Source organism: Bradyrhizobium sp. WSM2793 (assembly GCF_000379585.1).
GTDB lineage: Bacteria > Pseudomonadota > Alphaproteobacteria > Rhizobiales > Xanthobacteraceae > Bradyrhizobium.
In genome coordinates this window covers 98,921-123,128 of record NZ_KB902790.1, presented here as the reverse complement: position 1 = coordinate 123,128, position 24,208 = coordinate 98,921, and the positions used below count along the sequence as shown (strand labels likewise).

Annotated in this window: 25 protein-coding genes; 10 read left to right on the top strand and 15 right to left on the bottom strand. The window is 63.2% G+C overall.

Annotation, left to right across the window (positions count from 1 at the left end; all coding sequences use genetic code 11):
- The first annotated feature begins 1,391 nt into the window (after positions 1–1,391).
- Positions 1,392–1,559: a hypothetical protein gene (locus A3AS_RS48460; RefSeq protein WP_018319998.1), complete on the top strand. Its 168-nt coding sequence runs from the start codon at positions 1,392–1,394 to the stop codon at positions 1,557–1,559.
- A 164-nt stretch (positions 1,560–1,723) separates the two neighbouring features.
- Here the strand turns inward: A3AS_RS48460 and A3AS_RS0123440 are convergent, their stop codons facing one another.
- The 5 genes from A3AS_RS0123440 to A3AS_RS0123420 all read right to left on the bottom strand — a co-directional run bounded on the left by A3AS_RS0123440 (position 1,724) and on the right by A3AS_RS0123420 (position 4,276).
- Entirely contained in the window at positions 1,724–1,987 is a 264-nt protein-coding gene (locus A3AS_RS0123440) for a hypothetical protein (protein WP_026202291.1), read from the bottom strand.
- A 203-nt stretch (positions 1,988–2,190) separates the two neighbouring features.
- Positions 2,191–2,772 (bottom strand): TIGR00645 family protein, encoded by a 582-nt coding sequence (locus A3AS_RS0123435; protein WP_018319997.1) that lies wholly within the window; start codon positions 2,770–2,772, stop codon positions 2,191–2,193.
- Positions 2,773–2,805: 33 nt separating this feature from the next.
- Positions 2,806–3,441 carry a TerC family protein gene (locus A3AS_RS0123430; protein ID WP_018319996.1) on the bottom strand — a complete coding sequence of 212 codons (636 nt, stop codon included), beginning with the start codon at positions 3,439–3,441 and terminating at the stop codon, positions 2,806–2,808.
- Positions 3,438–3,800 (bottom strand): hypothetical protein, encoded by a 363-nt coding sequence (locus tag A3AS_RS0123425; RefSeq protein WP_018319995.1) that lies wholly within the window; start codon positions 3,798–3,800, stop codon positions 3,438–3,440. The genes A3AS_RS0123430 and A3AS_RS0123425 overlap by 4 nt, the downstream gene beginning before the upstream one ends.
- Before the next feature lie 2 nt (positions 3,801–3,802).
- A complete protein-coding gene (locus tag A3AS_RS0123420; RefSeq protein ID WP_018319994.1) occupies positions 3,803–4,276 on the bottom strand; it encodes a tellurite resistance TerB family protein in 474 nt (157 codons plus the stop codon).
- Positions 4,277–4,775: 499 nt separating this feature from the next.
- Here A3AS_RS0123420 and A3AS_RS0123415 point away from each other — a divergent pair, with 499 nt between their 5' ends.
- From A3AS_RS0123415 to A3AS_RS0123405, 3 genes are all read left to right on the top strand, one after another.
- Positions 4,776–5,603 carry a class II glutamine amidotransferase gene (locus tag A3AS_RS0123415; protein ID WP_018319993.1) on the top strand — a complete coding sequence of 276 codons (828 nt, stop codon included), beginning with the start codon at positions 4,776–4,778 and terminating at the stop codon, positions 5,601–5,603.
- Positions 5,604–5,622: 19 nt separating this feature from the next.
- Positions 5,623–6,852: a carboxylate-amine ligase gene (locus A3AS_RS0123410; protein ID WP_018319992.1), complete on the top strand. Its 1,230-nt coding sequence runs from the start codon at positions 5,623–5,625 to the stop codon at positions 6,850–6,852.
- 63 nt (positions 6,853–6,915) lie between these two features.
- Positions 6,916–7,101, top strand: coding sequence for a hypothetical protein (locus A3AS_RS0123405; RefSeq protein ID WP_018319991.1), 186 nt, complete (start codon positions 6,916–6,918; stop codon positions 7,099–7,101).
- Positions 7,102–7,114: 13 nt separating this feature from the next.
- Here the strand turns inward: A3AS_RS0123405 and A3AS_RS48455 are convergent, their stop codons facing one another.
- Complete coding sequence (locus A3AS_RS48455) at positions 7,115–7,423, bottom strand: hypothetical protein (RefSeq protein ID WP_245283263.1); 309 nt, start codon at positions 7,421–7,423, stop codon at positions 7,115–7,117.
- A 376-nt stretch (positions 7,424–7,799) separates the two neighbouring features.
- Between A3AS_RS48455 and A3AS_RS0123395 the strand changes: the two genes are divergently transcribed.
- Complete coding sequence (locus A3AS_RS0123395; protein WP_026202290.1) at positions 7,800–8,939, top strand: hypothetical protein; 1,140 nt, start codon at positions 7,800–7,802, stop codon at positions 8,937–8,939.
- An 8-nt stretch (positions 8,940–8,947) separates the two neighbouring features.
- Here A3AS_RS0123395 and gor read toward each other — a convergent pair whose 3' ends face one another.
- From gor to rpiA, 3 genes are read right to left on the bottom strand one after another with little or no spacing between them, the layout of a single operon-like run.
- Entirely contained in the window at positions 8,948–10,336 is a 1,389-nt protein-coding gene (gene gor, locus A3AS_RS0123390) for a glutathione-disulfide reductase (RefSeq protein ID WP_018319989.1), read from the bottom strand.
- 46 nt (positions 10,337–10,382) lie between these two features.
- Positions 10,383–10,925 carry a DUF2059 domain-containing protein gene (locus A3AS_RS0123385; RefSeq protein WP_018319988.1) on the bottom strand — a complete coding sequence of 181 codons (543 nt, stop codon included), beginning with the start codon at positions 10,923–10,925 and terminating at the stop codon, positions 10,383–10,385.
- A gap of 2 nt (positions 10,926–10,927) precedes the next feature.
- Positions 10,928–11,641, bottom strand: a complete 714-nt coding sequence (rpiA, locus tag A3AS_RS0123380; RefSeq protein ID WP_026202289.1) for a ribose-5-phosphate isomerase RpiA — start codon at positions 11,639–11,641, stop codon at positions 10,928–10,930.
- Between the two features lie 168 nt (positions 11,642–11,809).
- On the opposite strand from rpiA, the gene A3AS_RS43755 reads away from it, so the two are divergent.
- The 5 genes from A3AS_RS43755 to A3AS_RS0123350 all read left to right on the top strand — a co-directional run bounded on the left by A3AS_RS43755 (position 11,810) and on the right by A3AS_RS0123350 (position 17,699).
- Positions 11,810–12,484: an HAD family hydrolase gene (locus tag A3AS_RS43755; RefSeq protein ID WP_018319986.1), complete on the top strand. Its 675-nt coding sequence runs from the start codon at positions 11,810–11,812 to the stop codon at positions 12,482–12,484.
- 352 nt (positions 12,485–12,836) lie between these two features.
- Entirely contained in the window at positions 12,837–13,856 is a 1,020-nt protein-coding gene (gene moaA, locus A3AS_RS0123365) for a GTP 3',8-cyclase MoaA (RefSeq protein ID WP_018319985.1), read from the top strand.
- 169 nt (positions 13,857–14,025) lie between these two features.
- A complete protein-coding gene (locus A3AS_RS0123360) occupies positions 14,026–14,607 on the top strand; it encodes a TRAP transporter small permease subunit (RefSeq protein ID WP_018319984.1) in 582 nt (193 codons plus the stop codon).
- Between the two features lie 26 nt (positions 14,608–14,633).
- Positions 14,634–16,289, top strand: coding sequence for a TRAP transporter large permease subunit (locus A3AS_RS0123355; RefSeq protein WP_018319983.1), 1,656 nt, complete (start codon positions 14,634–14,636; stop codon positions 16,287–16,289).
- 120 nt (positions 16,290–16,409) lie between these two features.
- Positions 16,410–17,699: a M20/M25/M40 family metallo-hydrolase gene (locus A3AS_RS0123350; RefSeq protein WP_049814959.1), complete on the top strand. Its 1,290-nt coding sequence runs from the start codon at positions 16,410–16,412 to the stop codon at positions 17,697–17,699.
- Positions 17,700–17,904: 205 nt separating this feature from the next.
- On the opposite strand, the gene A3AS_RS0123345 is transcribed toward A3AS_RS0123350, so the two are convergent.
- From A3AS_RS0123345 to A3AS_RS0123320, 6 genes are all read right to left on the bottom strand, one after another.
- On the bottom strand, positions 17,905–19,323 hold the full coding sequence (locus tag A3AS_RS0123345; protein WP_018319981.1) for an ATP-binding protein: 1,419 nt from the start codon (positions 19,321–19,323) through the stop codon (positions 17,905–17,907).
- A gap of 1 nt (position 19,324) precedes the next feature.
- Positions 19,325–19,999 (bottom strand): response regulator transcription factor, encoded by a 675-nt coding sequence (locus A3AS_RS0123340; protein WP_018319980.1) that lies wholly within the window; start codon positions 19,997–19,999, stop codon positions 19,325–19,327.
- A gap of 194 nt (positions 20,000–20,193) precedes the next feature.
- Positions 20,194–20,757, bottom strand: coding sequence for a MarR family winged helix-turn-helix transcriptional regulator (locus tag A3AS_RS0123335; protein ID WP_018319979.1), 564 nt, complete (start codon positions 20,755–20,757; stop codon positions 20,194–20,196).
- 477 nt (positions 20,758–21,234) lie between these two features.
- Positions 21,235–21,585: a hypothetical protein gene (locus A3AS_RS0123330; protein WP_049814965.1), complete on the bottom strand. Its 351-nt coding sequence runs from the start codon at positions 21,583–21,585 to the stop codon at positions 21,235–21,237.
- A gap of 185 nt (positions 21,586–21,770) precedes the next feature.
- Complete coding sequence (locus tag A3AS_RS0123325; protein WP_018319977.1) at positions 21,771–22,859, bottom strand: TRAP transporter substrate-binding protein; 1,089 nt, start codon at positions 22,857–22,859, stop codon at positions 21,771–21,773.
- Positions 22,860–23,027: 168 nt separating this feature from the next.
- The gene (locus tag A3AS_RS0123320) at positions 23,028–24,116 is read right to left on the bottom strand and encodes a TRAP transporter substrate-binding protein (protein WP_018319976.1); all 1,089 of its coding nucleotides are present in this window, start codon (positions 24,114–24,116) and stop codon (positions 23,028–23,030) included.
- Positions 24,117–24,208 lie beyond the last annotated feature (92 nt).

Genomic DNA, 24,208 nt, shown 5'->3' with positions numbered 1-24,208 from the left:
CCTCACCCTCTCATGAAAGAGGGCGCAGGGAAGGCCGGGAGCCGGTTGGCTCCCATCGACCGCCATGCGAAGAGCAGATTGCGTGTGCTTCATGCATAGCGGNTAACAGGGCAACCGGAGCATCCCGGCCTTCCCTGCGCAGTGGCTTTACGGCTTATGTCGTACTCTCCCCGGGGAGCGTTGCACTATTGCCCCCGTCGCCTTGTGGATGACTGATGCGCGTGCCCGGTTGGACCGCCACATCACCGCAAGACTTGGCGCACAGACCCCGGGCGCCAGGACCACACGATTTTGCCGTACGCGGATCACACCGGTCGTGTGCGCGACGGTCTTGCTCACGGTTGCCCGCCCTGCAAAACCCTCAGCGCCGATGTGACCCACGTCCACCGCAACCCGGCCCGCGTTCGTGACGATCGCGATACGCCCCTCTTCGTTGGGCCGGGATGCCGCGACACATACGCGATTTCCGAATTTCGGTAAAGTGGAATATTTTTGCCCAAAGGCGTTGACCCAGGACTCGGGTGTTTTGCCTGTCGGGCAACACAAGGCCTTGTGGATATCGTGCGGCCGCGGCTCGAGCGTTTCCGTGGAAACGCTGAAAGGCGTGCGATTCCCGGCGCGCAGCCGCATCTTCACCGACGAGGAAGCCTCTGAGCTGAAGGCCGTGGGACCGCCGGCGTCCGCCTTGAATTAGGGCGTGAACCCATAAATGTCGGCTCACCACCGTAAAGCGGAAGTCGCCACCTTGATCTACTGTTCGCAACCCAGAGCGAACACTACAACTACAAATTTACCGCCGCTTGGCCCAGATAACTCGGACTTTCGATCGTTTGCGGCTGCTTCTCTCGCAGGTCTTCAATACCCGAGCGCGGAGGTTCCGAAGTTCTGCAAGTTGAGAGTTGAGCAACCAGACCCGTTGATTCAAAATGATCATACGGTCGCAAATCCGACCACGACTATTCATTACGAGCTCCAAGAGCTGCAACTGCTGAAAATTACCGACATTTGTAAAAGGCGTTCACCGGGGATCTTAGCGTTGCTTCACGTAAAAGATGTGAAACGGCACATACGCGGCAGGAAAGGTATTTCACCTATCGAGTTTCTGAAGGCGTGCCTTAGGCACTAGTTGGCACAGAAAGGGCCACGACCGTGATGCAGGAGCAAGGTGATGTCACGAGCCTGTGGCATGTTCGTTGCACATTGGCGTCAACTGAGATTTCAGTGCTCAGTTAGAGAATAGGGCGCCGCCGGGACGCATATTTCAAGCCCGGCCGCGCCTCTTTTAACTGCTGCCCTGCTCTCGCGCCGTCATAAATCCGTAATTTTCAGGCATCGAACCTTGGCGCTGTCGCCCGATTTGCTTAGGAGTAAGGTCGCGAGAGGACCTGATCATGACCGACAATACGCAATACGACGACGCTAAGCGAAATCGCCTGCTCGAAGCAGCTCAGCAGGAGATGATCAAGTTCGAACGCAAAGAGAACGAGTTCCGCAAGAGGGATCGTGCCGAGAGAGCGGCGGAACTGCAATTGCCTCTGGAAAAGCTCAATATTCATTGATCACGTTGCCGGCAGTTTCCAGCCATGGTCCATCTAGCTCGGGTCGCGCCGTCGGATTCTGGCTGCTGGTCGGATTCGACAAGCTCATTAGCGGTTGAACTGCCAGCGCCCTGGCTGGCGGTAAACCGGACGTCAGGCGGACAGCCGATTAATGAGTACAGGCCCTAACGGATAATCGTCGTCAGGGACGAGTAGCGCCTGTTGGGCTTGGCCTCGCCCGGCGCGAACTGCGAGAACGCGTCGCTGACGCGGACCGCCGGCGGCGTGTCGGTCGCAAACCGAAACTCCTTCGGCCGCGGTGCGTAGAAGCTGGCGCGATAATAGGCGTCGTCGAAGCGCGCCTCGCCGACCCCGAACAATGCGTCACAGACGAGCAGGAGCGCGTAGACTCCCGCGACCGATGCGACGATCTCCCTTAGAATTGACATGCCGATAGCCCTGCCCTTTTGCGAGCAGGATGCAGATCGGTTCCAAAGGCCTGGTTTAAGGCGCCAGGCTTCTTGCCCGCAGGGTTTGCTGCTGCTGAGCGGTTTGCAGACAATTTTATCGATTGAAAAAGGAGCCCGCCGGATCGGACGATCAGGCGGGCTCAGGATTGGCCGCTCGGGAGGTTGTCAGGCGGCCAGGTTCGTCAGCCGTGGCCGGCCTCCTTGCGATGGCCGTTGTCGCTGAGGCGGTCGACCCAGGCGATTCCGATCGCCGAGACGATGAAGGTCATGTGGATCAGCACCTGCCACATCACGCCGGTCTCGGTGAAATTGCTGCGCGTCGTGCCGAGATTGCCGGCCTCGATGAAGGTCCTGAGCAACGAGATCGAGGAGATGCCGATGATCGCCATCGCGAGCTTGATCTTGAGCACGCTGGCATTGACATGGCTCAGCCATTCCGGCTCGTCGGGATGACCGGTCAGGTTCAGGCGGGACACGAAGGTCTCGTAGCCGCCGACGATCACCATGATCAGGAGGTTCGAGATCATGACGACGTCGATCAGCCCGAGCACGACCAGCATGATCTGCTGCTCGCTGGCGTCGAACGAGTGCGCGACCAGATGCCAGAGCTCCTTCAGGAACAGCAGCACATAGACGGCCTGCGCGACGATCAGGCCGACATAGAGCGGCACTTGCAGCCAACGGGAGCCAAAGATGAGCTGCGCAAACAGGCCCAGGCGCGGCGGTTCGCCTTGCGCCGAAGGTGCTTTGGGTTCGGACGTCATGAATTACTCCGGATTGCGGAAAGAGTTGTCGCCTCAGAGACTCGCGATGACAGGCGCGAGCTCGAGCGAGCCCCGATAGATCATCTCGAAGGCGACGTAAATGATGATGGCGAGGCCGACATAGGCGACCCAGCGATGCTTCTGGAGCACGCGACCAAGCAGATCGGCGGCAACGCCCATCATAGCGACCGACAGCAACAGCCCGAAGACGAGAATGTAGGGATGCTCGCGCGCGGCGCCCGCGACCGCGAGCACGTTGTCCAGCGACATCGAGACGTCGGCGGCGACGATCTGCACCGCAGCCTGACCGAAGGTCTTTCGCTGCACGGTCGCACCATCCGCGCCGCCACCATGGCTGAACGCCAGCTGCCCCCCATGCGACTGCTCGCGCAGCTCGCGCCACATCTTCCAGCACACCCAGAGCAGCAGCACGCCGCCGGCAAGCAACAGGCCGATGACCTGCAGCAGCTGGGTCGCAACGCCGGCGAAGACGATGCGCAGTACCGTGGCGGCGGCGATACCGACGATGATGGCGCGGCGGCGCTGTTTGGCCGGAAGTCCCGCTGCGGCGAGGCCGATGACGACGGCATTGTCGCCGGCGAGAACGAGGTCGATCAGGACGACTTGAAGCAGCGCAGTGAGCGCTTCGGGCGTGATGAATTCAGTCATGATTGATCATTTTTCGATGCGGATGGATCGAGCCAATGCGGCTTCTTCCGCTCGACCCAATCCAGGACCTTCGAACGTGAGGAGCGCAACGCAGGCACGTCCTCGGCAAGCAGCGCGAGACCGAGCGGCAGCATCCAGACGCCGAGGATCGGAAGGAAGGAAAGCACGCCGCCCACAATGAGGAGCGCGCCCGATGGAATTCTGACCCAGCGGTTCGACGGCTTGAGCAGATAGGTGACCGTGTCACCCATACGGGGCGGCAGCCGATCGACGAGCTTTTCGAGGCGCGGGTCCCCGCCGGCCATTTCGCTGGCGGGACTTGCGGCTTCACTCGTACGCTCGTGCGATGCTGCGCTCATGCCTACTCCTCTGTGGCCATCTGCCGTTCGGTGCGCCCTTGACCCGACGTGACCGGCTTCGCGCGCGGCAGCACCAGCGTCAGCAAGCGCAACAATTTTATCGCCTGCACTTCGTGGGGATGGACGTCCTCATCCGCCGCAGCCACCCGCTCCGACAGCTCAATCAAATGGGACGACAGCGGCAGGTTCGAAACCGGCCGCAGCGTGTCGATCACGACATTGGCAAAATCCGGTTCCTCGAGCCGTGCGGCGAGCTCATCGAACATCGCATAGAGCCGTTCGTCCGAGATGTGCGGCGCCAGCTTGCGATCCTTGATGAAACGGATCACCTCGTCGCGCTCGACCGGCGAAACCCGCCGGTCGGCAACCGCAACCAGCGCGCCCACGATCACCAGCGCAACCGCGGCCTGCTCGTTCAGGCTGGACGGTTCCGTGATTTCGATTTCGATCGGATTTGAATGCTTGGCGTCAGTCATCGTTGCTCCTCAATGTTGCGAAATGGCCGCACGGAGCTGCGATGGGGACGAATGGTCGGAGAGAGAGTACAGAGGCCCGACGATCGGCCGATCCATCGCATTCGCGCGGGACAGGTCATCCGACATCACGAGGTTTGCCGACGAACGTCGGCGTCCTCGCCAGAGGGGCCCGGATTCTTGTTCGTGTCAGAGATAAAGGTGGGTCCGTCGGAATCAAGGCGAGATGACTGCGACCAGCCGCCGCATCGGTTCCGCGGTCGTGCACTTCGTTAAGCACGTCGCGCTCCGTGTCCCGGACGCGATGCAACGCGTAGCGCTGCTGCGCAGAGCCGGGACCCAGATGGCGCACCCAACCTTATGGGCTCCGGCTCAGCAGTGCGCCGCCAAGAGGCGCTGCACTGCGGCCGGGGCAAGCTCTCGGCGCCGGGAACATCGCCTCGGCGGGTGTGTTGGTGCAACTCAGCACGCATTGTCTGACAGGAAGCCGCAAGGAACTCCCATGTGCCGCTGGATCGCATACCGGGGCGAGACCACCTCGTTTGAGCCTTACGTCACCGAGCCCGAACATTCGCTGGTCGCGCAGAGCATCCGCTCGCTGCAATCCACGGCGGGCTCGAACGGCGACGGCTTTGGTCTCGGCTGGTACGGCGAGCATCCGGAGCCCGGCCTTTATCGCGAGACCCGCCCGGCCTGGTCGGACGAAAACCTGCGCTATCTCTGCCGGCATCTGCGCTCGCACTTGTTCTTTGCCCATGTGCGCGCCGCCACCGGCACGGCGGTGACGCGACAAAATTGCCATCCCTTTGCCTGCGGCCATTGGATGTTCATGCACAACGGATTCGTCGGGAGCTGGAATCGGCTGCGGCGCAAGGTCGAGGCGCTGATCCCCGATGCCTATTATCCATCGCGGCTGGGCACGACCGATTCGGAGGCTGTGTTCCTGGCGATGATGGGTGCCGGGCTCGACAGCGATCCGCTTCAAGCGACGCGGCGCGTGCTGCACGCCCTCGTCGGCCTCGTCAACGAGGGGCAGCTGCGCGAACGGCTGCGCTTCACCAGTGCGATCGCGAACGGCCGGGATCTCTATGCGTTTCGCGTTGCGGTCAACGACGCCGCAAACACGCTGTATTACCGGGAGGACGGCGGCCAGGTCATCGTCGTGTCCGAACCCTTCGACAAGGAATCGGATTGGTCCGAAGTGCCGCCAAATCACGCGCTGATCGCGCGCGCGTCCGAAGACGTGAAGATTGTTCCGTTCGACGTTGCAATTTCCGGTGAGTGCGACGCGGAACCCGCCCCCGTCAGACGGATTATCGCCCGCAGGTAATGCCTTTGCCGGGTGGCCAATGACATCTACTTCGGACGTTTTGAAACTGCTGCGCCTCGATTCCTCGGGTGATAGGCAGCACCTGGTCATTCGCTCTGCCGGCGGCGGGGCCAAGGCGGCTGAATATTCCTTCGGCATCGAGGAGGAGTACTTCCTGGCGGACCGCCGCAGCTTCGAGGTCGCCATTCAAACTCCGAACGAGCTGTTCGAATCGGCGAATTGGTCGACCGGCGGCCAGGCCATGCGGGAGATGCTGCAATCGCAGCTCGAGGTCGCCACCAACGTTCACGTCGACGTCAACGACGCCCGCGAAGAGCTTCGCTTCCTGCGGCGCGAAGTCGCGAACGTCGCCGCGCAATATGGTTTCGTGATCATGGCCTGCGGCACGCACCCGACCGCGGTCTGGCGCATGTCGCAGCCAAGCCCGAAACCGCGCTATGAGGAGATGATCGAGGATCTGCGCAGCATCGGCCATCGCAACATGATGTGCGGCATGCATGTGCACGTCCAGCTGCCCGATCCCGAGAAGCGCATGGCGGTGATGCGGGCGATGCTGCCGCATCTGCCGCTGTTCATCGCGCTGTCCGCGTCCTCCCCGTTCTGGAATTCGCACAAGACCGGACTGAAGGGCTACCGTCTCGCCGCCTATTCCGAGCTGCCGCGCACCGGCCTGCCCGAACTGTTCGAGAGCCGGCAGGACTACGACGACTATGTCGGCGCACTGCAGCGCTCCGGCGTGATTCCCGATGAGAGCCACATCTGGTGGGCGATGCGCCCCTCGATGCGGCACCCCACCCTCGAGCTTCGGGCGCCCGATACCTGCACCTTCGTCGACGATGCCGTCGCCATCGCCTCGCTCTATCGCTGCCTGACGCGCCGCCTCTATCTGCGACCGGATCTGTCCAAGGGGGTCACCGCGGTCGAACGCGCAATTGCGGTGGAGAATAAATGGCGCGCCCAGCGCTACGGCACCGATTGCATCTTCGCCTCCAGAGACGGACCGGTCACGATCTCGGAGATGCTCTCCCGAATCATCGACGACACCACCGAGGACGCCGACGCACTGGGCTGCGCCGCCGAGATCGAGCATTGCCGGGTCATTGTGGACCGCGGCAGCTCGGCCGAATTCCAGCTTCGCGCCTATCGCGAAAACGGCGACGACATCGCAGCCGTGTCACGATGGATCGCTACATCGACGATCTCAGGAACCAGCGCGCCGATCGGGCGCAGTGCTCCAGCGCCGTCATAGCGCCCGCGCAAGCTTCGCGGACGAGAACGTCATTTCTGAATTTGCTACGCCGTGGGGGAATGCATGACTGACATCGCCTGGTGCGCCGGTTGCGGCCACAGCCTGGTCCCGATCCTGTCCGAGAACGGCCGCGCGCGGCCAAGCTGCTTCTGGTGCGAGGGCGTCGACGCCCGGACCATGGAGATGGCAAAGTGGGCTGACAGCCCGGCCGGCAAGCCGGATCGGGCCGCGCCTCACGCCTTTGATTGAGCCGCCCTCTGCGTCAAACCCGCGCCACCACGCGCGGACGGAACACGGAATCCGCGGTCGGCGAAAGAGCCGTGACCGGCTTTCGCGTCGGCCGGCGCCGCGGGATGAAGAAATTGTTCACGAGGATCGGCTCGTGATCGCCGAGCGCGATCCGCTCCTTCGCGAGCAGGCTCATGACCGAGCGCATCTTGATGACTTCCTGCGCCACGAAGCTGCAGTCCTCGTCGCGGTTGATCTGCTCATGCATGATCGCTTCGGCTTCGCGCATGCTGACGCGGAGCGCTCTGATGGTTCTGCGAATTTCGTTGATACGGTTGTCCATGGCTGCCTCCATCTCGGTCGCAGCATAAGAACAAAACGTGAACAATCTGTCAATCGCCGCCCTGCCCGGTCGCGACGTTTTCGCTAAATCCCCAAGGCGCCATCGGACCGATCCGGTACCGCCGCCGCTGCACGCACACTCCCGCCTTGCCGACAAATTAGACAGGTCCCCTCACTGCGCCGGACGCGCCCATCCCCAGCACGCGTCCGACCAGCAGAACAAGCCGTCGATCTAACCTCCCGTGCCGCCACCGGATTTTTCCTGAACGGGCACGCCGGCATCGCGGCGCCAGGCCCGCTTGCTGCTTCGCAAACCAACTGGCCCAAAATTCGCAATGACGGTGCAAGCGAAGCAACGGCGCAGAGCGGAGAACGTCATGAACGTGCATGCTGCGGGCGATCTCAAGACGACCGGCCTCACCCATCCGAATGGCGCGCCGCTCCGCCTCAACACGCAGGACTTCATCGCGATCGATCGCGATCGGAATGCGAAGTTCGAGGCGACGTATCGCCCGCAAGCGCTCTACAATCGCGCCAATGAAGGCTTTCACGCCAACAACGAAACCTTCCTGCTCCACGAAGTCGCGACCAATCTGCCGATCTACCGTCCCGACACCGGTCCCACCGACTTCCATCTGCATCTGCCGCCCGGCGGCTTTCAGCTCGTGCTAGTCACCTCGGGCGCCTTCACCTTCGACTATGACGGGCGCTTCTACAATGTCGGCCCCGGCGCGGTGATGCTGCAAAGCGCGATCGTGCATCGCCAGCTGTTCTACACCTGGTCGGGCCTGCCAACCGAAGAGAATTTGAAGACGCCGCAGACGGTGGTGCCGGATCCGGTCTCGATGGGCTATTCGGGCAAATTCCTCGAAGCCTTCATCACCGATCCCACCACCTTTCCGAATCCCACCATCGTCGGCCCCGATCAGATCAACGAAGCCGAAACGCCGCGCGTGGCCTGGAGCCATCCGTTGCACGATCGCCCGGCCAATGCCGGCTTCTGGCTTCAGGATCCCCTGGCGCTGGATGCACTGTTCAAGCCGCTTGGCGACGGCTCGATCAAATCGGGGCTGCCGGTTTACGTGCGCGATATCGGCATCGAGGCGCCGAGCGGCCAGCTCGTCACCGGCCACATCATCGCAACAGATCCACGCGGCCGGTCGCTCCTGCCGAAGAGCACATCGGCATCCGCGGACGCCGCCTCGTTCGCCAAGGGCGAGGTCGTGATCTATCGCGTCATTCGCGGCACGGCCGAATTCAGGAACAAGGCCGGCGAGACCTTCGAGCTCGCGGCCGGCGACGTCGTGACCGCAGGCAAGAGTTCGATCAGCCTCATTGCGGTCGGCGAGAACACGCAGGTGCTGCGGCTCGGCCTTCTCAAGGGTATCGACGACCTTCGCGGCTGGACGCCGACGCAGCGCGACGAGATCGACAGTCTCGCCGGCCAGATCATCACGCAGAAAGACATTCGTCCGCTGCGCACCGAAGGCAAGCCTGTCGGATATCTCTACGCTTAGGAGACGCCCTACTCCGCGGCCTGGCGCACGTGGCGCGCGGTCGGGGTGCGCATGGTGACGAGCTCTTCGGCTGCGGTCGGATGCAGCGCGATCGTTGCGTCGAAATCGGCCTTGGTCGCCTTCATCTTCACCGCGATCGCGACGGCTTGCGTGATCTCGGCGGCGGCATCGCCGACGATGTGGCAGCCGAGCACGCGATCGGTCGAGCCGTCGACCACGAGCTTCATCAGCACGCGGGTGTCGCGGCCGGACATCGTCGCCTTGATCGGGCGGAACGAGGTCTTGTAGATGTCGACGTGACTGAACTGCGCGCGCGCTTCAGTCTCGGTGAGACCAACGGTTCCGACCTCCGGCTGCGAGAACACGGCCGTCGGAATGTTTGCATGGTCGACCTTCACCTCGCGCTTGCCGAACACGGTGTCGGCGAAGGCGTGGCCTTCGCGGATCGCCACCGGCGTCAGGTTGAAGCGATGGGTGACGTCGCCGATCGCATAGATGCTGTCGACCGAGCTCCTGGAGAAATGGTCGACCCCGATGCCGCCATTCGCAGGATTAATGGCAACGCCGGCGTTCTCGAGCCCGAGATTGGCCACCGCCGGATGGCGGCCGATGGCGAACATCACCTGCTCCGATGCGATGCTCGATCCGTTCGACAGATGCGTGGTGAATTCATCGCCGTGGCGGTCGACCTTGCTCACCGTGCAGCCGGTGAGAATGGTGATGCCCTGCTTCTCCATCTCGGCACGAACGTGGGTCCGGACATCCTCGTCAAAACCGCGGAGGATGTTGTCGCCGCGATAGATCACGGTGACGTCGGAGCCGAAGCCGGCGAAGATGCCGGCGAATTCCAGCGCGATGTAGCCGCCGCCCTGGATCACGATCCGCTTCGGCAGCCTCGCAAGGTGGAACGCCTCGTTGGAGGAGATCACGTGCTCGATGCCGGGAATCGATGCGCCGTGGTTGGGCGCGCCGCCGGTGGCGATCAGGATGTATCTTGCGGTGATCTTGCGGTCGTTTTCGAGCAGACGCACGGTGTGCTTGTCCTCGATCACCGCGCGGCTCTTGACGATCTGCGCGCCTGACTTCTCGACATTGGCGGTGTAGGCCGCCTCCAGCCGCGCGATCTCCTTGTCCTTGTTGGCGATCAGCGTCGGCCAGTCGAAGCTGGCAGGCGGAACTGTCCAGCCGAAACCTGCGGCGTCCTCGAGCTCGTGGCGAAAATGCGAGCCGATCACGAACAGCTTCTTCGGCACGCAGCCGCGGATCACGCAGGTCCCGCCCATGCGGTACTCTTCCGCGATCGTCACGCGGGCGCCGTAGCCGGCCGCGATGCGGGCGGCACGCACGCCGCCCGAGCCGCCACCGATGACGAAGAGGTCGACGTCGAATTCAGCCATTGTCCACTCCGACCCCTGTCAGGAATTTCTGATCAGATAGTGTCTGTCAGATCTCCTTGCCACGCTTGCGCATCTCGGCGCGGAAGGCTCCCATCACGGTCTCGGCGAAGTTCTGGGCCCAGGAATTCATGAAGGCCATGGACAGGCCGATGGCGCGCGGCTCGGCGTCGATCAGCTTCTTGCCCAGCGGCGACTTGTAGAAGGTGACGAGATCCTTCAGCTCCTGCTCGGTGAACTCGCTGGCATAGATCTGCGCCATGCCCTCGCCGATCTCGTTCTGGCGGCCTTGCAGCTGCTGGGCGACGATCGGGGCGACCTCGTTGAGGTCCTTCTGGTAGTTGAGGTTCTGCTGGGTCAGCGCGATCTTGGTCTTCTCGACCAGACCAGGCACGGCGCCCGCGTACATCGCGGTGGCGTTCTTGATCTGCAGGATCTCCCTCGCCGCCGCGATCGCCGCAGGCGAGGCCTTGGGCTGGGCGGGTGCGGCGCCAGCCTTCGGCGCCGGCTGCTGCGCGGCGGCCGGGACGACCGCGAGGGCCAGTCCCACAGCGAGGGTCGCAGCCGGCAAAAATCTCAAAACGCTCTTCATTCCTAGTCTCCTTTCGGCTTACGCCGTTCAATCACGCGAATTCCCTCGCCGCCCGCCAGAACAGCCGAGCTGGCCAAGCCGATGAACAACCCATGCTCGACCACGCCGGGAATCGCGCTCAACGCGCTGGCGAGGCCGGCAGGATCCCCGATCTGTCCGAGCTGGGCATCGACGATCCAGTGGCCGCCGTCGGTGACGAAAACGTGGCCTTCCTTGGCCTTGCGGACTGCCATTTGCCCGGAAACGCCGCATTCGGCAAATGCCTTCTCGATCGCCCGGCGCGTCGCGCCGAGCCCGAACGGGATGACCTCGACCGGCAGCGGAAAGCGGCCGAGCGTCGGCACCCATTTGGTGTCATCTGCAATCACGATCATGCGATCCGAGGCCGCGGCCACGATCTTCTCGCGCAGCAGCGCGCCGCCGCCGCCCTTGATCAGGTTGAGCGCCAGATCGATTTCGTCGGCGCCGTCGATGGTGATGTCGAGATGGTCGATCTCGTCGAGCGTGGTCAGCGGCACGCCGCACCGCACAGCATCGAGGCGAGTCGCCTCGGAGGTCGGCACGCCGATCACCTTGAGCCCGGCGGCGACGCGCTCGCCGAGCAGCTCGACGAAATGCTTGGCGGTCGAGCCGGTGCCGAGCCCGAGCTGCATGCCGTCCCGCACCTCCTCGAGCGCGCGCGCCGCGGCCTGTCGCTTCAACTGGTCCATATTCACGTTTGCGCCCGCCTCTGAAGTCTCGAACATGCCGCCGATCGTGGCCGCTTTCGGCGGCCTATGTAGCCTCGTTTTCCGCCGGAGAACAGGGTCTGGGAACCAGGCTATAAGCTGAACTTATGGCGCCGCCCCTTGCACTGACCTGACCGGGCCGGTAGCGCTTGGACCATGATCTCCCCTCACACCATCGTCTTCGATCTCGACGGCACGCTTGTGGATACGGCGCCCGACCTGATCACCGCGCTGAACCACGTGCTCGACCGCGAAGGGCTGCCGCCCGTGCCGATGGCCTCGGCCCGCAACATGATCGGCGCCGGCGCCCGCAAGCTGATCGAGCGGGGGCTGGAGGCCGAAGGCCGCACCGTCACCCCCGCCGACATGGACCGGATGACCGCGGATTTCATCGCCTATTACGCCGATCACATCGCCGTCGAATCCCGCCCCTTCGAGGGGCTCGAGGCCGCGCTGGACCATTTTTCCGCGCAAGGCCATCGCCTCGCCGTCTGCACCAACAAGCTGGAATGGCTGTCGAAGCGGCTGCTGGACCAGCTCGACCTCAGTCGCCGCTTCGCGGCGATCTGCGGCGCGGACACCTTTGGCGTCCAGAAGCCCGACCCGACCATCTTTCGTGAAACGGTGGCGCGCGCCGGCGGTGCGGTCAAAGCCAGCATCATGGTCGGCGATGCCGGAACCGATGTCGGGGTGGCCCGCCGGGCCGGGGTGCCGGTGATCGGCGTCAGTTTTGGCTATACCGACGTGCCGATCGCCGAGCTGAAGCCGGACCGGCTGATCCATCACATGCGTGACCTGCCAGCCGCCGCCAGCAGCCTGATGACGGCATGACGAAACCAAGATACTGATATCTCTACGGTATTCCGCGAGACCCCGCACCTAACCATCCATTATCTATGCGCAGCCCGCCGGTTGCCTGCCCCAGACGACGCTCCTAAGGTCCGCCCGGGGTTATGTGGCGGTTTGTCGCAGACGAAGTGGATGGCTCAAGCGTCGTGTCATCGCGGTTGCGCTAGCCGGAGCCAGCCTATTGGGAGCGGCAAGACTTGGTGGTGGCTGCTCCGGCAGGCGTTGATCTACGTATACCACCCGATTGTCCTCGTCGCGTCCGATGCTTAGATTGGGTGCCGAGCACCGCTGAAGCCAAGGTGCGCCCGTCGCCGTTAGTGACAAGGCCTCTCGCATGAACGGATCCGCCGCGCTGTCCACCCCGATGACCGATCCGTTCGGGCGGACCATCAGCTATTTGCGCGTTTCCGTCACCGATCGCTGCGACCTGCGCTGCTTCTACTGCATGTCGGAAGACATGACGTTCCTGCCCAAAGCGAACCTGTTGACGCTGGAGGAACTCGACCGGCTCTGCTCGGCCTTCATCGCCAAGGGCGTCAAGAAGCTGCGGCTCACCGGTGGCGAGCCGCTGGTCCGGCGCAACGTGATGACGCTGGTCCGCTCGCTGTCGCGGCATCTGTCGAGCGGCGCCCTGAACGAGCTGACGCTGACCACCAACGGCACCCAGCTGGCGAAACACGCAAGCGAGCTCGCCGATTGTGGCGTGCGCCGCATCAACGTCTCGCTCGATACGCTCGATCCCAAGAAGTTTCGCGAGATCACCCGCTGGGGCGAGATCGACAAGGTGCTGGAAGGCATCGAGGCCGCGCGCGCCGCAGGACTTGCCGTGAAGATCAACGCGGTGGCGCTGAAGAACCTCAACGAGGACGAGCTTCCCGACCTGATGCGCTGGGCCCACGGCAAGGGCATGGGCCTGACGCTGATCGAGGTCATGCCGATGGGCGAGATCGGCTCGGGCCGCATCGACCAGTATCTGCCGCTCTCGCTGGTGCGCGCGCGCCTCGCCCAGCAATTCACGCTGACGGATTTAGCGGAGAGCACCGGAGGTCCGGCCCGCTATGTCAGCGTCACCGAGACCGGCGGCAAGCTCGGCTTCATCACGCCGATGACGCATAATTTCTGCGAATCCTGCAACCGGGTTCGTATTACCTGCACGGGAACGCTGCACACCTGTCTCGGCCACGAGGATGCCTCCGATCTGCGTAAACCTCTGCGTGCATCAGATGACGACATGCTGCTTGCGGATGCGATCGACCGCGCCATAGGCCTGAAACCCAAGGGCCACGATTTCATCATCGACCGCCGCCACGACCGTCCCAGCGTCTCCAGGCACATGAGCGTCACCGGCGGCTGACACCACGCGGCTGCGGCCTTATTTCCCTGAACTATCAACCAAGTTCCAATTGACGGCCTGCGCGCCCGCTGTTTTGGTGCGGCAGCCTCATGCCTGCGCGGCCAGACAAGCCGACGCGCCCCGCCCGGGCAGTCAAGGCGACCGCGGCACCATTGGGGAGGACCTTTCGTTGCAAGCGCTCCTGAAGCTGAGCCAGAGAATCGACGCCTTCACGCGCTGGACGGGCAAGCGCCTGGCGTGGCTGATCGTGGCCGCCGTCATCATCTCGGCGGTCAATGCGATCATCCGCAAGACGTTCGACACGTCCTCCAATTCGTGGCTCGAGCTGCAATGGGTGCTGTTCAGTATCGTGTTCCTGCTGTGCTCGCCCTGGACGCTGCTCGACAACGAGCATATCCGCATCGACATCGTGAACAACACGCTGCCGAAGACGGTCCGCAACCTCATCGACGTGGTCGGTCACCTGTTCTTCCTCATCCCGCTGTGCATCGTCATGATCATCACCGGCGTGCCGTTCTTCCAGCGCTCATTCCATATCAACGAGCAATCCGGCAACGCCGGCGGTCTGCCGCAATGGCCCGCCAAATCCTTGATCATGATCGGGTTCGCCTTCCTGCTCGTTCAAGCCATCTCCGAGCTGATCAAGCGAATTGCCGTCATGCGCGGAATGATTCCGGACCCGCATGAATCCCAGGTGTCGGCGCTGGAGGCGGAAGTCGAGCATCTCGTCGAAGCGATCGAGAAGAAGTAGCCGTTGGCGACGGTTTAGGGGAAATCATGACCGCGTTTATCATCGCCAATATGGCGCCCATCATGTTCGCGTCGCTGGTCGTCATGCTGTTGCTTGGCTACCCCGCGGCCTTCTCGCTCGGTGCCGTGGGCCTGTTCTACGCCATCGTCGGCATCCAGCTCGGCGAGTTCCGCCCGGACTTCCTCCAGGCTCTTCCCGAGCGCGTCTACGGCGTGATGAACAACGACACGCTGCTCGCCATTCCCTTCTTCACCTTCATGGGGTTGGTGCTGGAACGGTCTGGCATGGCCGAGGACCTGCTCGACACCATCGGCCAGTTGTTCGGGACCATCCGCGGCGGCCTTGCCTATGCCGTGATCTTCGTCGGCGCGCTGCTCGCCGCGACCACCGGCGTGGTCGCCGCTTCCGTGATCTCGATGGGTCTGATCTCGCTGCCGATCATGCTGCGCTACGGCTATGACCGCCGCGTGGCCGCCGGCGTCATCGCCGCGTCCGGCACGCTCGCGCAGATCATTCCGCCCTCGCTCGTTCTGATCGTGATGGCCGACCAGCTCGGCAAGTCCGTCGGCGATATGTACGAAGGCGCCTTCATCCCCGGTCTCGTGCTCGCCGGCCTCTACGCCGGTTACGCATTCCTCGTCAGCATGATCTTCCCGAAGGCCACCCCGGGCCTGCCGAAGGAAGCCATCGGCTTCCGCGAGGAGAGTGGCAGCCGCGGCCTGGTCTCGCTCGGTATGCTGTTCCTCGCGAGCTGCGTGTTCGGTTGGTTCATGATGCGCAATTCGAATGTGCATGGTGCCGATTACGTCGTGCTCAGCATGTTCTGCGGCATCATCTTCGCCTTCGTCGTGGCCGTGGTGAACTGGGTCATCGACAAGCTCACCGGCTTCCGCTTCCTGTCGAAGATGGCGCAGCAGACCACCTTCGTCATGGTGCCGCCGCTGTTCCTGATCTTCCTGGTGCTCGGCACGATTTTCATCGGCATCGCGACGCCGACCGAAGGCGGCGCGATGGGTGCCGCCGGCGCCCTCATCCTCGGTGCCGCGAAGCGGCGGCTGAGCTGGGACCTGATCCGGCAGGCCACGGAATCGACCGCCAAGCTGTCGGCCTTCGTCGTGTTCATCCTGGTCGGCGCCCGCGTGTTCTCGCTCACCTTCTACGGCGTCAACGGCCACGTCTGGGTCGAGCATCTGCTCACGTCGCTGCCCGGCGGCCAGGTCGGCTTCCTGATCTTCGTCAACGTCTTCGTGTTCGTGCTGGCCTTCTTCCTCGACTTCTTCGAGCTGGCCTTCATCGTGATTCCGCTGCTCGGACCTGCGGCCGAGCATCTCGGCATCGACCTGATCTGGTTCGGCGTCATTCTCGGCGTCAACATGCAGACCTCGTTCATGCATCCGCCGTTCGGCTTTGCGCTGTTCTATCTCCGCTCGGTCGCGCCGAAGGAGCGATACACCGATCGCGTCACCGGCAAGCGGATGGAACCGGTCACCACGGGCCAGATCTATTGGGGCGCGGTGCCATTCGTCGTCATCCAGATGATCATGGTCGGCCTGGTGATCGCGTTCCCGTCGATGGTCATGCACTACAAGGGCGTGCAGACCAACATCGATCCCAGCACGATCAAGATCGAGGTGCCGCAGATCGAGCTGCCGCCGCTGGATCTCGGACCGCCGTCGAAGTAGCGGCGGACGCCCCTCGCCGTCGTGCTCCGCTCAAGCGGCGCATGACGCGCGACGGCGCGCGTGACAAGCACCGGAAACGGAGGCATACCGGGCCATCCTCAGCCCTATGGATGGCCGCTCATGCCCCGATTGCACACTGCTCCCTCTGTCCTTGGCCCGTTGATCGCCTCACTCTGGCTGACCTGTGCCGCAACGATGGTGCGGGCCGAGCCGATTGCCGATGTTCATGGGCTGGCGCAAAAGGAGCAGCAGCCGCTGCTCGACACGCTGCGCGATCTCGTCGCCATCGAATCCGGCAGCAAGGACATCGAAGGCCTGAACCAGATCGCCGAGCGCGTTGCCGGTCAGCTCAAGCAGCTCGGCGGCACGGTGGAGATCCTGCAACCCACCGATATCTATAGGCTCGATGACACGCCCGAGAAGATCGGACCAGCCGTGCACGCCACATTCAAGGGCACGGGCAGCAAAAAGATCATGCTGATCGCCCACATGGACACGGTGTACCTGAAGGGCATGCTGAAGGATCAGCCGTTCCGCATCGACGGCGACAAGGCCTACGGCCTCGGCATCGCAGACGACAAGCAGGGCGTCGCGCTCATTCTCCATACCGTGGCGCTACTGCAAAAGCTGAGCTTCCGTGATTACGGCACGCTCACGGTGCTCACGAACGGCGACGAGGAGATCTCTTCGCCCGGCTGGCGCAGCACCATCACCAAATTCGCCTCGGATCAGGACGCGGTATTCTCGTTCGAAGGCGGCGGAATGGATGGCACGCTGCGCCTCGCCACCAGCGGCATCGGCTCGGCCTATCTCAGCGTGCAAGGCAAGTCGTCACATGCCGGCGCAAGGCCCGAGGGCGGCGTGAATGCGCTGTACGAGCTCTCGCACCAGGTTCTGCAGATGAAGGACCTTTCCAAGCCGGAGCAGGGCCTGAAGCTGAACTGGACGGTCTCCAAATCAGGCACCAACCGCAACGTGATCCCTGCCGACGCCACCGCCCAGGCCGATGCGCGTGCGCTCAAGGTGTCCGACTTCGACGAGTTGGAGAAGGCGCTGCAGGACAAGATCAAGAATCGCCTGCTGCCGGACTCCAAGGTCGCCCTCAAGTTCGAGGTGCGTCGCCCGCCGTTAGAGGCGAATGAGGCCTCGCGCCGCGTGGCGGCCTACGGCAAGACGATCTATGGGGAGATCGGCATGTCCCTCAAGGTCGACGAGAAGGCGACCGGCGGCGGCACCGACGCGGCATTTGCCGCGCTGAAGACCAGCGGAGCCGTGGTGGAGGGCATGGGCCTGTCGGGCTTCGGTGCGCACTCCAACGACGCCGAATATGTGCAGGTGGGCAGCATCGTGCCGCGGTTGTATCTGGCCACACGCATGATCATGGATCTGTCCACCGGCAAGCTGAAATAGGGGCGGCCTTTCTTCCTTCTCCCCTCATGTCCGCCGAAGCCTTGGCGAAGGCGGATGTGGGATAAGGTGGCATAGGCGGCCTACGGCCGCCGTCTTAAGCATACGCCGACGCGCAGCGTCGGCTACGGTGCCGGATGAGGGGTTCTCTCCATGCGCTCGATTGAGAGTGGGACTCGTGGAGAGAACCCCTCACCCGTCTCGCCGCTTATCGCGGCGAGCCACCCTCTCCCACAAGGGGAGAGGGGAAAGAAGCAGCCTCCTGCGCCAGCCGAAACCTCAGCGTGAACTCGGCCCCGCCCCCCGGAAGATTCTCCACCGCGACCGTGGCGGCGTGGTCGTCCGCCACCGCGCGCACGATGGAAAGCCCCAGTCCCGCGCCGTCGCTGCGGCAGCGGTCGGCGCGCCAGAAGCGCTGGAAGATCAGCTCGCGCTCGGCCTCCGCGATCCCCGGGCCGCTATCGCGCACGCGCACCGAACCGTCCTCGCGTACCTCGACGTCGACGGTGGTGTCCTTTGCCGTGAATTTGATGGCATTTTCCGCGAGGTTGAAGACAGCGCGCTGCAGCATCTCCGAATTGCCGTGGATCCTGACAGGCGTGTCGGTACCCCGGAGCGCGATGTCCTTGTGCTGCGCGATCGCGAACGGGGCAATCGAGGCGACCACTTCGGCGCAGACGGCGCGCAAATCCGCAGTCTCGCCGGGATCGAGCACCAGGGTATCGAGCTCGGCGATCTCCAGCAATTGCGCGACGAGGCGGCTCATGGTTTCGATGTCGGCATGCAGCGCCTGCCGTGCCGCGCGATCGTCGAGCGTCTCGATCCGCGTGCGCAGGATCGCGAGCGGCGTGCGCAATTGATGCGCGGCATCCGCCGTGAACTGCCGCTGCACCCGAAAGCCGCCTTCGAGGCGGTCGAGCGCCTGGTTGACGGCGGTGACGAGCGGCAAGATCTCGCGCGGGATCTGCTCCGTCGGCAGGCGGATGTCGGTGCGCGCCGGACCGATATTGCTGGCCTCCTCGGAGGCCTTCCACAGCGGCGCGATCGCGCGGCGGAAGATGATGATGTCGGTGGCGAGCAGGACCAGCAGAATCGGGATGGTGATCCATCCCACGCGCCGGAAGAAATTCGACACGATGTCGTCGATGATGACGTCACGGTGTGCGAGGTCCTCGGCGACCTGGATGCGCACCGTCTTGCCGTCGAGGTCGCGGGTGACGGCGGCGCCGGAAATGCTCTCCGACGAGCGCGGTGCCGCGGTGGCGGCAGAGCGCCGATGCGAGGAGAACAGCAGCCGGCCCTCGGCATCGCGAATGTCGTACTGATAGCGGCCATACGCTTCAGAATAGAGGCCCTTGAGACTGTCCGGCAGGTTGAACGTCAGCAGGCCGCCCGGCTGGACAACGATGCGCTCCGCCAGCACCTCGGCCTGGGCGCGCATGGCATCGCGATGCAGCTGGTCGATCTCGGAATTGAGCAGCCAGAACAGCACCAGCGGCAGGAAGATCGCGACCACCGCGACCGCCAGGATGTGCAGGAACACGATGCGCCAGATCAGCGATTTGAACGTCGGAGACCTGCCATAGGACCCGGCATAGGATCCGACGTTGGATCCGGGCTGGGCCACGCTATTTCTCCACGTCCATGAGATAGCCGACGCCGCGGATGGTATGGATCACGACCTTGGCGCCGTGTTCGGCGAGCTGCTTGCGCAGCCGCGAGACATAGACCTCGACCGCGTTGGAGGCGACCTCGCCGTCCAGCCCGAAGATGTGGTCCTCGACGTTCTTCTTCGGCACCACCCGCCCCTGCCGGCGCAGCAAAATCTCCAGCACCGAGGTCTCGCGCGCGGAGATGATCCGCGGCTGGTCGTCGACGAAGATCTGGCGGCTCTCGGTGTCGTAGACGAGGTTGGCGAGACTGAGCGAGCGGCCGAGCAGCTGGCCCGGCCGGCGCAGGATCGCCTCCAGCCGTGCCACCAGTTCCTCCATCGCGAACGGCTTGGCGAGATAGTCGTCGGCGCCGCTGCGCAGGCCGCTGACGCGGTCCTGCAGGCCGCCGCGGGCGGTCAGCACCAGCACGGGGAGCGGTTCCATCTTGATGCGCAACTCGCGCAGCACCGACAGGCCGTCGCCGTCGGGCAGCCCGAGATCGAGGATCATCGCGGCATAGCTGACGCTGCTCACCGCCTCGCGCGCCTCGGCCGCGCTGCCCACGATGTCGCTCTGGTAGCCGGCCGCCGCCAGCCCGCCAGCGACGAGGCGCGACAGCTCGGCATTGTCCTCGACGATCAGAAGACGCATCGCATATCCGCCGGATACTCAGGTCACCGCACGCCTCGCGCGGCATCTTCGCTGTCTTCCATCATTCCGGACGCCTCGGCCAGCGAAAAAGCGTCCGGCCGAACCAGTCGTTTGTCAGGTTTGTGTAAGCCGACCAGGTGTGCCCCCAAAGGTGACCCAAAGGCAGGGGCCTGCGGACGTTCGTAGCAGCTATCCTAGCCTCGTCCCTCGAAATAGGCGCAAAGCAGGGTCGTATCCTTTGGAGCTAAGGATTTCCGGAACAGGCGGCACTTGAAGTGACGATCCTTCCCCTCTCCGCTCTCGATCAGGAACATGCATCTGCCGCAGACGTCGGCGTTGTGACGGCGCTTGGCAACATCGAGCCCATCGAGAACGCGGCGAAGCGTATCGCGCAGCTGAGATCGATCGGGGAGCTCAAGTGTCACGAGCTGATCTCGAAGGACGTTAATTGGATCGCGCTCGAGGAACTTCTCGCCTTCGCCCGTGATGCAGAGTGCAATCGAGCGCTTGTCTTCTGCAGATGGCTTGCGAACCATCAACCCCTTGCTCTCGAGCACGGCGGCGATCTGCGATGCGACGCTGCGGGTCGTGCCCAGAAAGCTGGCAAGAGCCGTGGGCGTCCGCGAGAACCTGTTAGCGCGGGCGAGAAAGCGCAAGGCCATCCATTCCCGATCGCTCAGCCCCGCAAGGCTCCCTTCAAAAAGCCAGCTGTCGGCCGACTGGACCAGGAGCTGTAGAATTTCAATTGCCAGTTTCATTTGAGAAGTCCCACGGGAAACGGCCGCCCTTGCATCTCGATCAACGATCGAGAACCGCCGTATTCGGTAAATGCTGCATTCCCGTCGGGACTGGTTGAGTCCGGTATACCGTACCGTGAAGCGCGACCGGCGTGATGACACGCCGCGACTTCAGCCCGATTGCCGGATTCCGATAACTCGACCGTTCCGTAAAAGGAACACCGAAAAACTACGCAGCGCGTGGGCGTTGAATGACACGAAATCTCTCGCGTCCGAACGCGATGGTCTCTCCCGGCGCACCGCTGGTGAGCAAGCATCAGAGAAGGGCGCGCTTGTCAGGTTCGTGTAAGCAATCGCGCTTCAGCGTGAAGGATGGAGAGAGCGCAGCGAAGAACCGCCTTATGGATTGAACGCTCCGAACAGTTACCTCCGGCAAATCTCAACGGAAAGCAACGCATGCACGTTGTCAGACTCGCATTCGTCTTCCACCTGGTGGCGCTAGCCTGACTTGGTATGGCTCTGCTGAAATGCTGCCCTGAGTTCGGTTAATTGATCGCTCGTTACTCCCAGCAACGCGTCGGCCCCATCTGCAGGCAAGTCCGCATAAGCGATCGGCTGGTCGAACTGGCTCGCCGTGAAGTCGTACCTCTTGCCTTCGATCCGATTGTAAAAATGATCGCCGGCCGGCAGTGGCGTCTTCAGCAGGTCGCCGCCGAAGAGTTCATGAACGAGCAGCGACGTGACGTTGCATTGTCCTGCGGCCGGATTGTCAGCCGTCCATTGGCTCGCGGTCGACCGCGACCACGCCTTGAACAGCGCGCTTTGAACGGGCTCGGGATCGAAACTCATCGTCACGTCCAATGGCTGCCGACTATATTTCGGTTTATTCGATTTTTACATTTTGCCACTGCTTCAAGCCGCTGGCTACTGTGCATGGGGTTGTTTTTCAAATTTTGCGTCCGGCGCCGGCCAGGACGCACAAGAAAACGCCCCGGAGCTTTCGCTCCGGGGCGCTGCATCCAACGGTGTTGAGCTCAGCTCTGCGAGCGCCGCGCCATGAAGATGTCGTAGCCGACCTCTGCGACCTGGAACCAGGCGTAGCCGTCGCTCGTGAACTTGGCGAGGGAGTCGTGCACCTTCTTGAAATTGGCGTTGGTCGCGCCGACTTCGGCATGCAGCTCCTTGGCGGCCTTGTAGCAGGCATCCATGATCGACGGCGAGAAGGCGTGCAGCTTGGTGCCGCCCGCGAGCAGCTTCTTCAGCGCCAGCGGATTGGCGGTGTCGTAGCGCGCCATCATGTAGTTGTTGGCGTAGTGGCCGGCCTGCTCCAGCACGCTCTGGTAATATTTCGGCAGCGCGTTCCACTTGTCGAGGTTGACGAAGGCCAGCAGCATCGGCCCGCCCTCCCACCAGCCGGGATAGTAGTAGTGCGGCGCGATCTTGTAGAAGCCGAGCTTCTCGTCGTCATAGGGGCCGACCCATTCGGCCGCATCGATGGTGCCCTTCTCCAGCGCGGGATAGATGTCGCCGCCGGCGAGCTGCTGCGGCACCACGCCGAGCTTCTGGAGCACGCGGCCGGTGAAGCCGCCGATGCGGAATTTCATGCCCTTGAGATCGTCGGGCGTGTTGACCTCCTTCCTGAACCAGCCGCCCATCTGGCAGCCGGTGTTGCCCGCGAGCAGCGAGGTGACGTTGTAGCTCTTGTAGAACTCGTTGAGGACATCGCGCCCGCCGCCCTGCATGTACCAGGCCTGGTTGATGCGCATGTTGGGGCCGAACGGCACGGCCGAACCGAAGGTGAAGGTCGGATCCTTGCCGAAATAATAGTAGGACGCGGTATGACCGATTTCGCAGGTGCCGTTCTGGACGGCGTCGAGCACCTGGAGGCCCGGCACGATCTCGCCGGCCGCGAAGATCTGGATCTGGAATTTGTTGTCGGTCGCCTCGGCGACCATCTTGCACATCATCTCGGCGCCGCCAAACAGCGTGTCGAGCGACTTCGGCCAGCTCGTCGGCATGCGCCATTTGATTTCCGGCATCGACTGCGCGATCGCGGGAGCCGCGAGCGTGGCGGCGCCGGCCGCGCCAAGTCCTGTGACCTTGATGAAGTCTCTTCTCTTCATGATTTCCTGCCCTGATGTACCAGTGATTGTGGGCCTTCTTGCCGAGGCTTGGCACCACCATGACGCAAGCCGCCGTCTAATTCCATCCCGATCGCACTGCGGCAAAGAAAAAGCCCGGCCTCCACTGGAGGCCGGGCTTTCCGGTCTTGCGACTTTAGGCCTAGGCGATCAGCCGCGCGTGCGCGAGCGGATCATGAAGCTGTCGTAGGTATATTCGGCAACCTGCCACCACAGATATTCGTCGGAGCGGTAGGCCTGCATCGCGTCGATCGACTTCTTGAAGTCGGGGTTCTTGGCCGAGATCTCCGCCCAGAGCTCGTTGGTCGCCTTGAGGCAGGCTTCCAGCACCTCGTTGGTGAAGGGACGAAGCTGGGTGCCGCCGGCAACCAGGCGCTTCAGCGCCGCCGGGTTCTGCATGTCGTAGCGTGCGGCCATCCAGGCGTTGGCGTTGGCCGTCGCGTTGGTGAGGATCGCCTGATAGTTTTTCGGCAGCGAATTCCACTTATCCAGGTTGGTGAAGGCGTGGACGGTCGGACCACCTTCCCAGAAGCCGGGGTAATAATAGTACTTGGCGACCTTTGCGAAGCCGAGCTTCTCGTCATCGTAAGGCCCGACCCACTCGGCGGCGTCGATGGTGCCCTTCTCCAGCGCCGGATAGATGTCGCCGCCGGCGAGCTGCTGCGGCACCACGCCGACTTTCTGGAGCACCTGGCCGGCAATGCCGCCGATGCGCATCTTGAGGCCGGAGAGGTCGGCAACGGTCTTGATCTCCTTGCGGAACCAGCCGCCCATCTGGGTGCCGGTATTGCCGCACGGGAAGCCGACGACGTTCGACTTCTTGAAGAACTCGTTGGCGAGCTCGTTGCCGCCGCCCTGATAGAGCCACGAATTCTGCTGGCGCGCATTGAGGCCGAACGGCACCGAGGCGAAGATCGCGAAGGTCGGATCCTTGCCGACGTAGTAATAGGACACCGTGTGGCACATCTCGACGGTGCCGCTGGAGGTCGCATCGAGCGCCTGCAGGCCGGGAACGAGTTCACCGGCGGCGAACACCTGGATCTGGAATTTGTTGTCGGTCATCTCGGCGACGTACTTCGCCAACTGCTCGGCACCGCCATAGATGGTATCGAGCGACTTCGGGAAGCTCGAAGTCAAGCGCCACTTCACCTCGGGCGAGGACTGCGCGATCGCCGGCGAGGCCACCGCGGTTGCCGCCGCGCCTGCTGCCGACACTTTCAGAAAATCACGACGCTTCATCTTCAGGTCTCTCCTTGCTGGGGCGTTTCCCCTTAACTTCTCTTCTTGCCGCCGCTCATTCCGGCGACGCGTTAGGGCCGCGTCGAACCGAA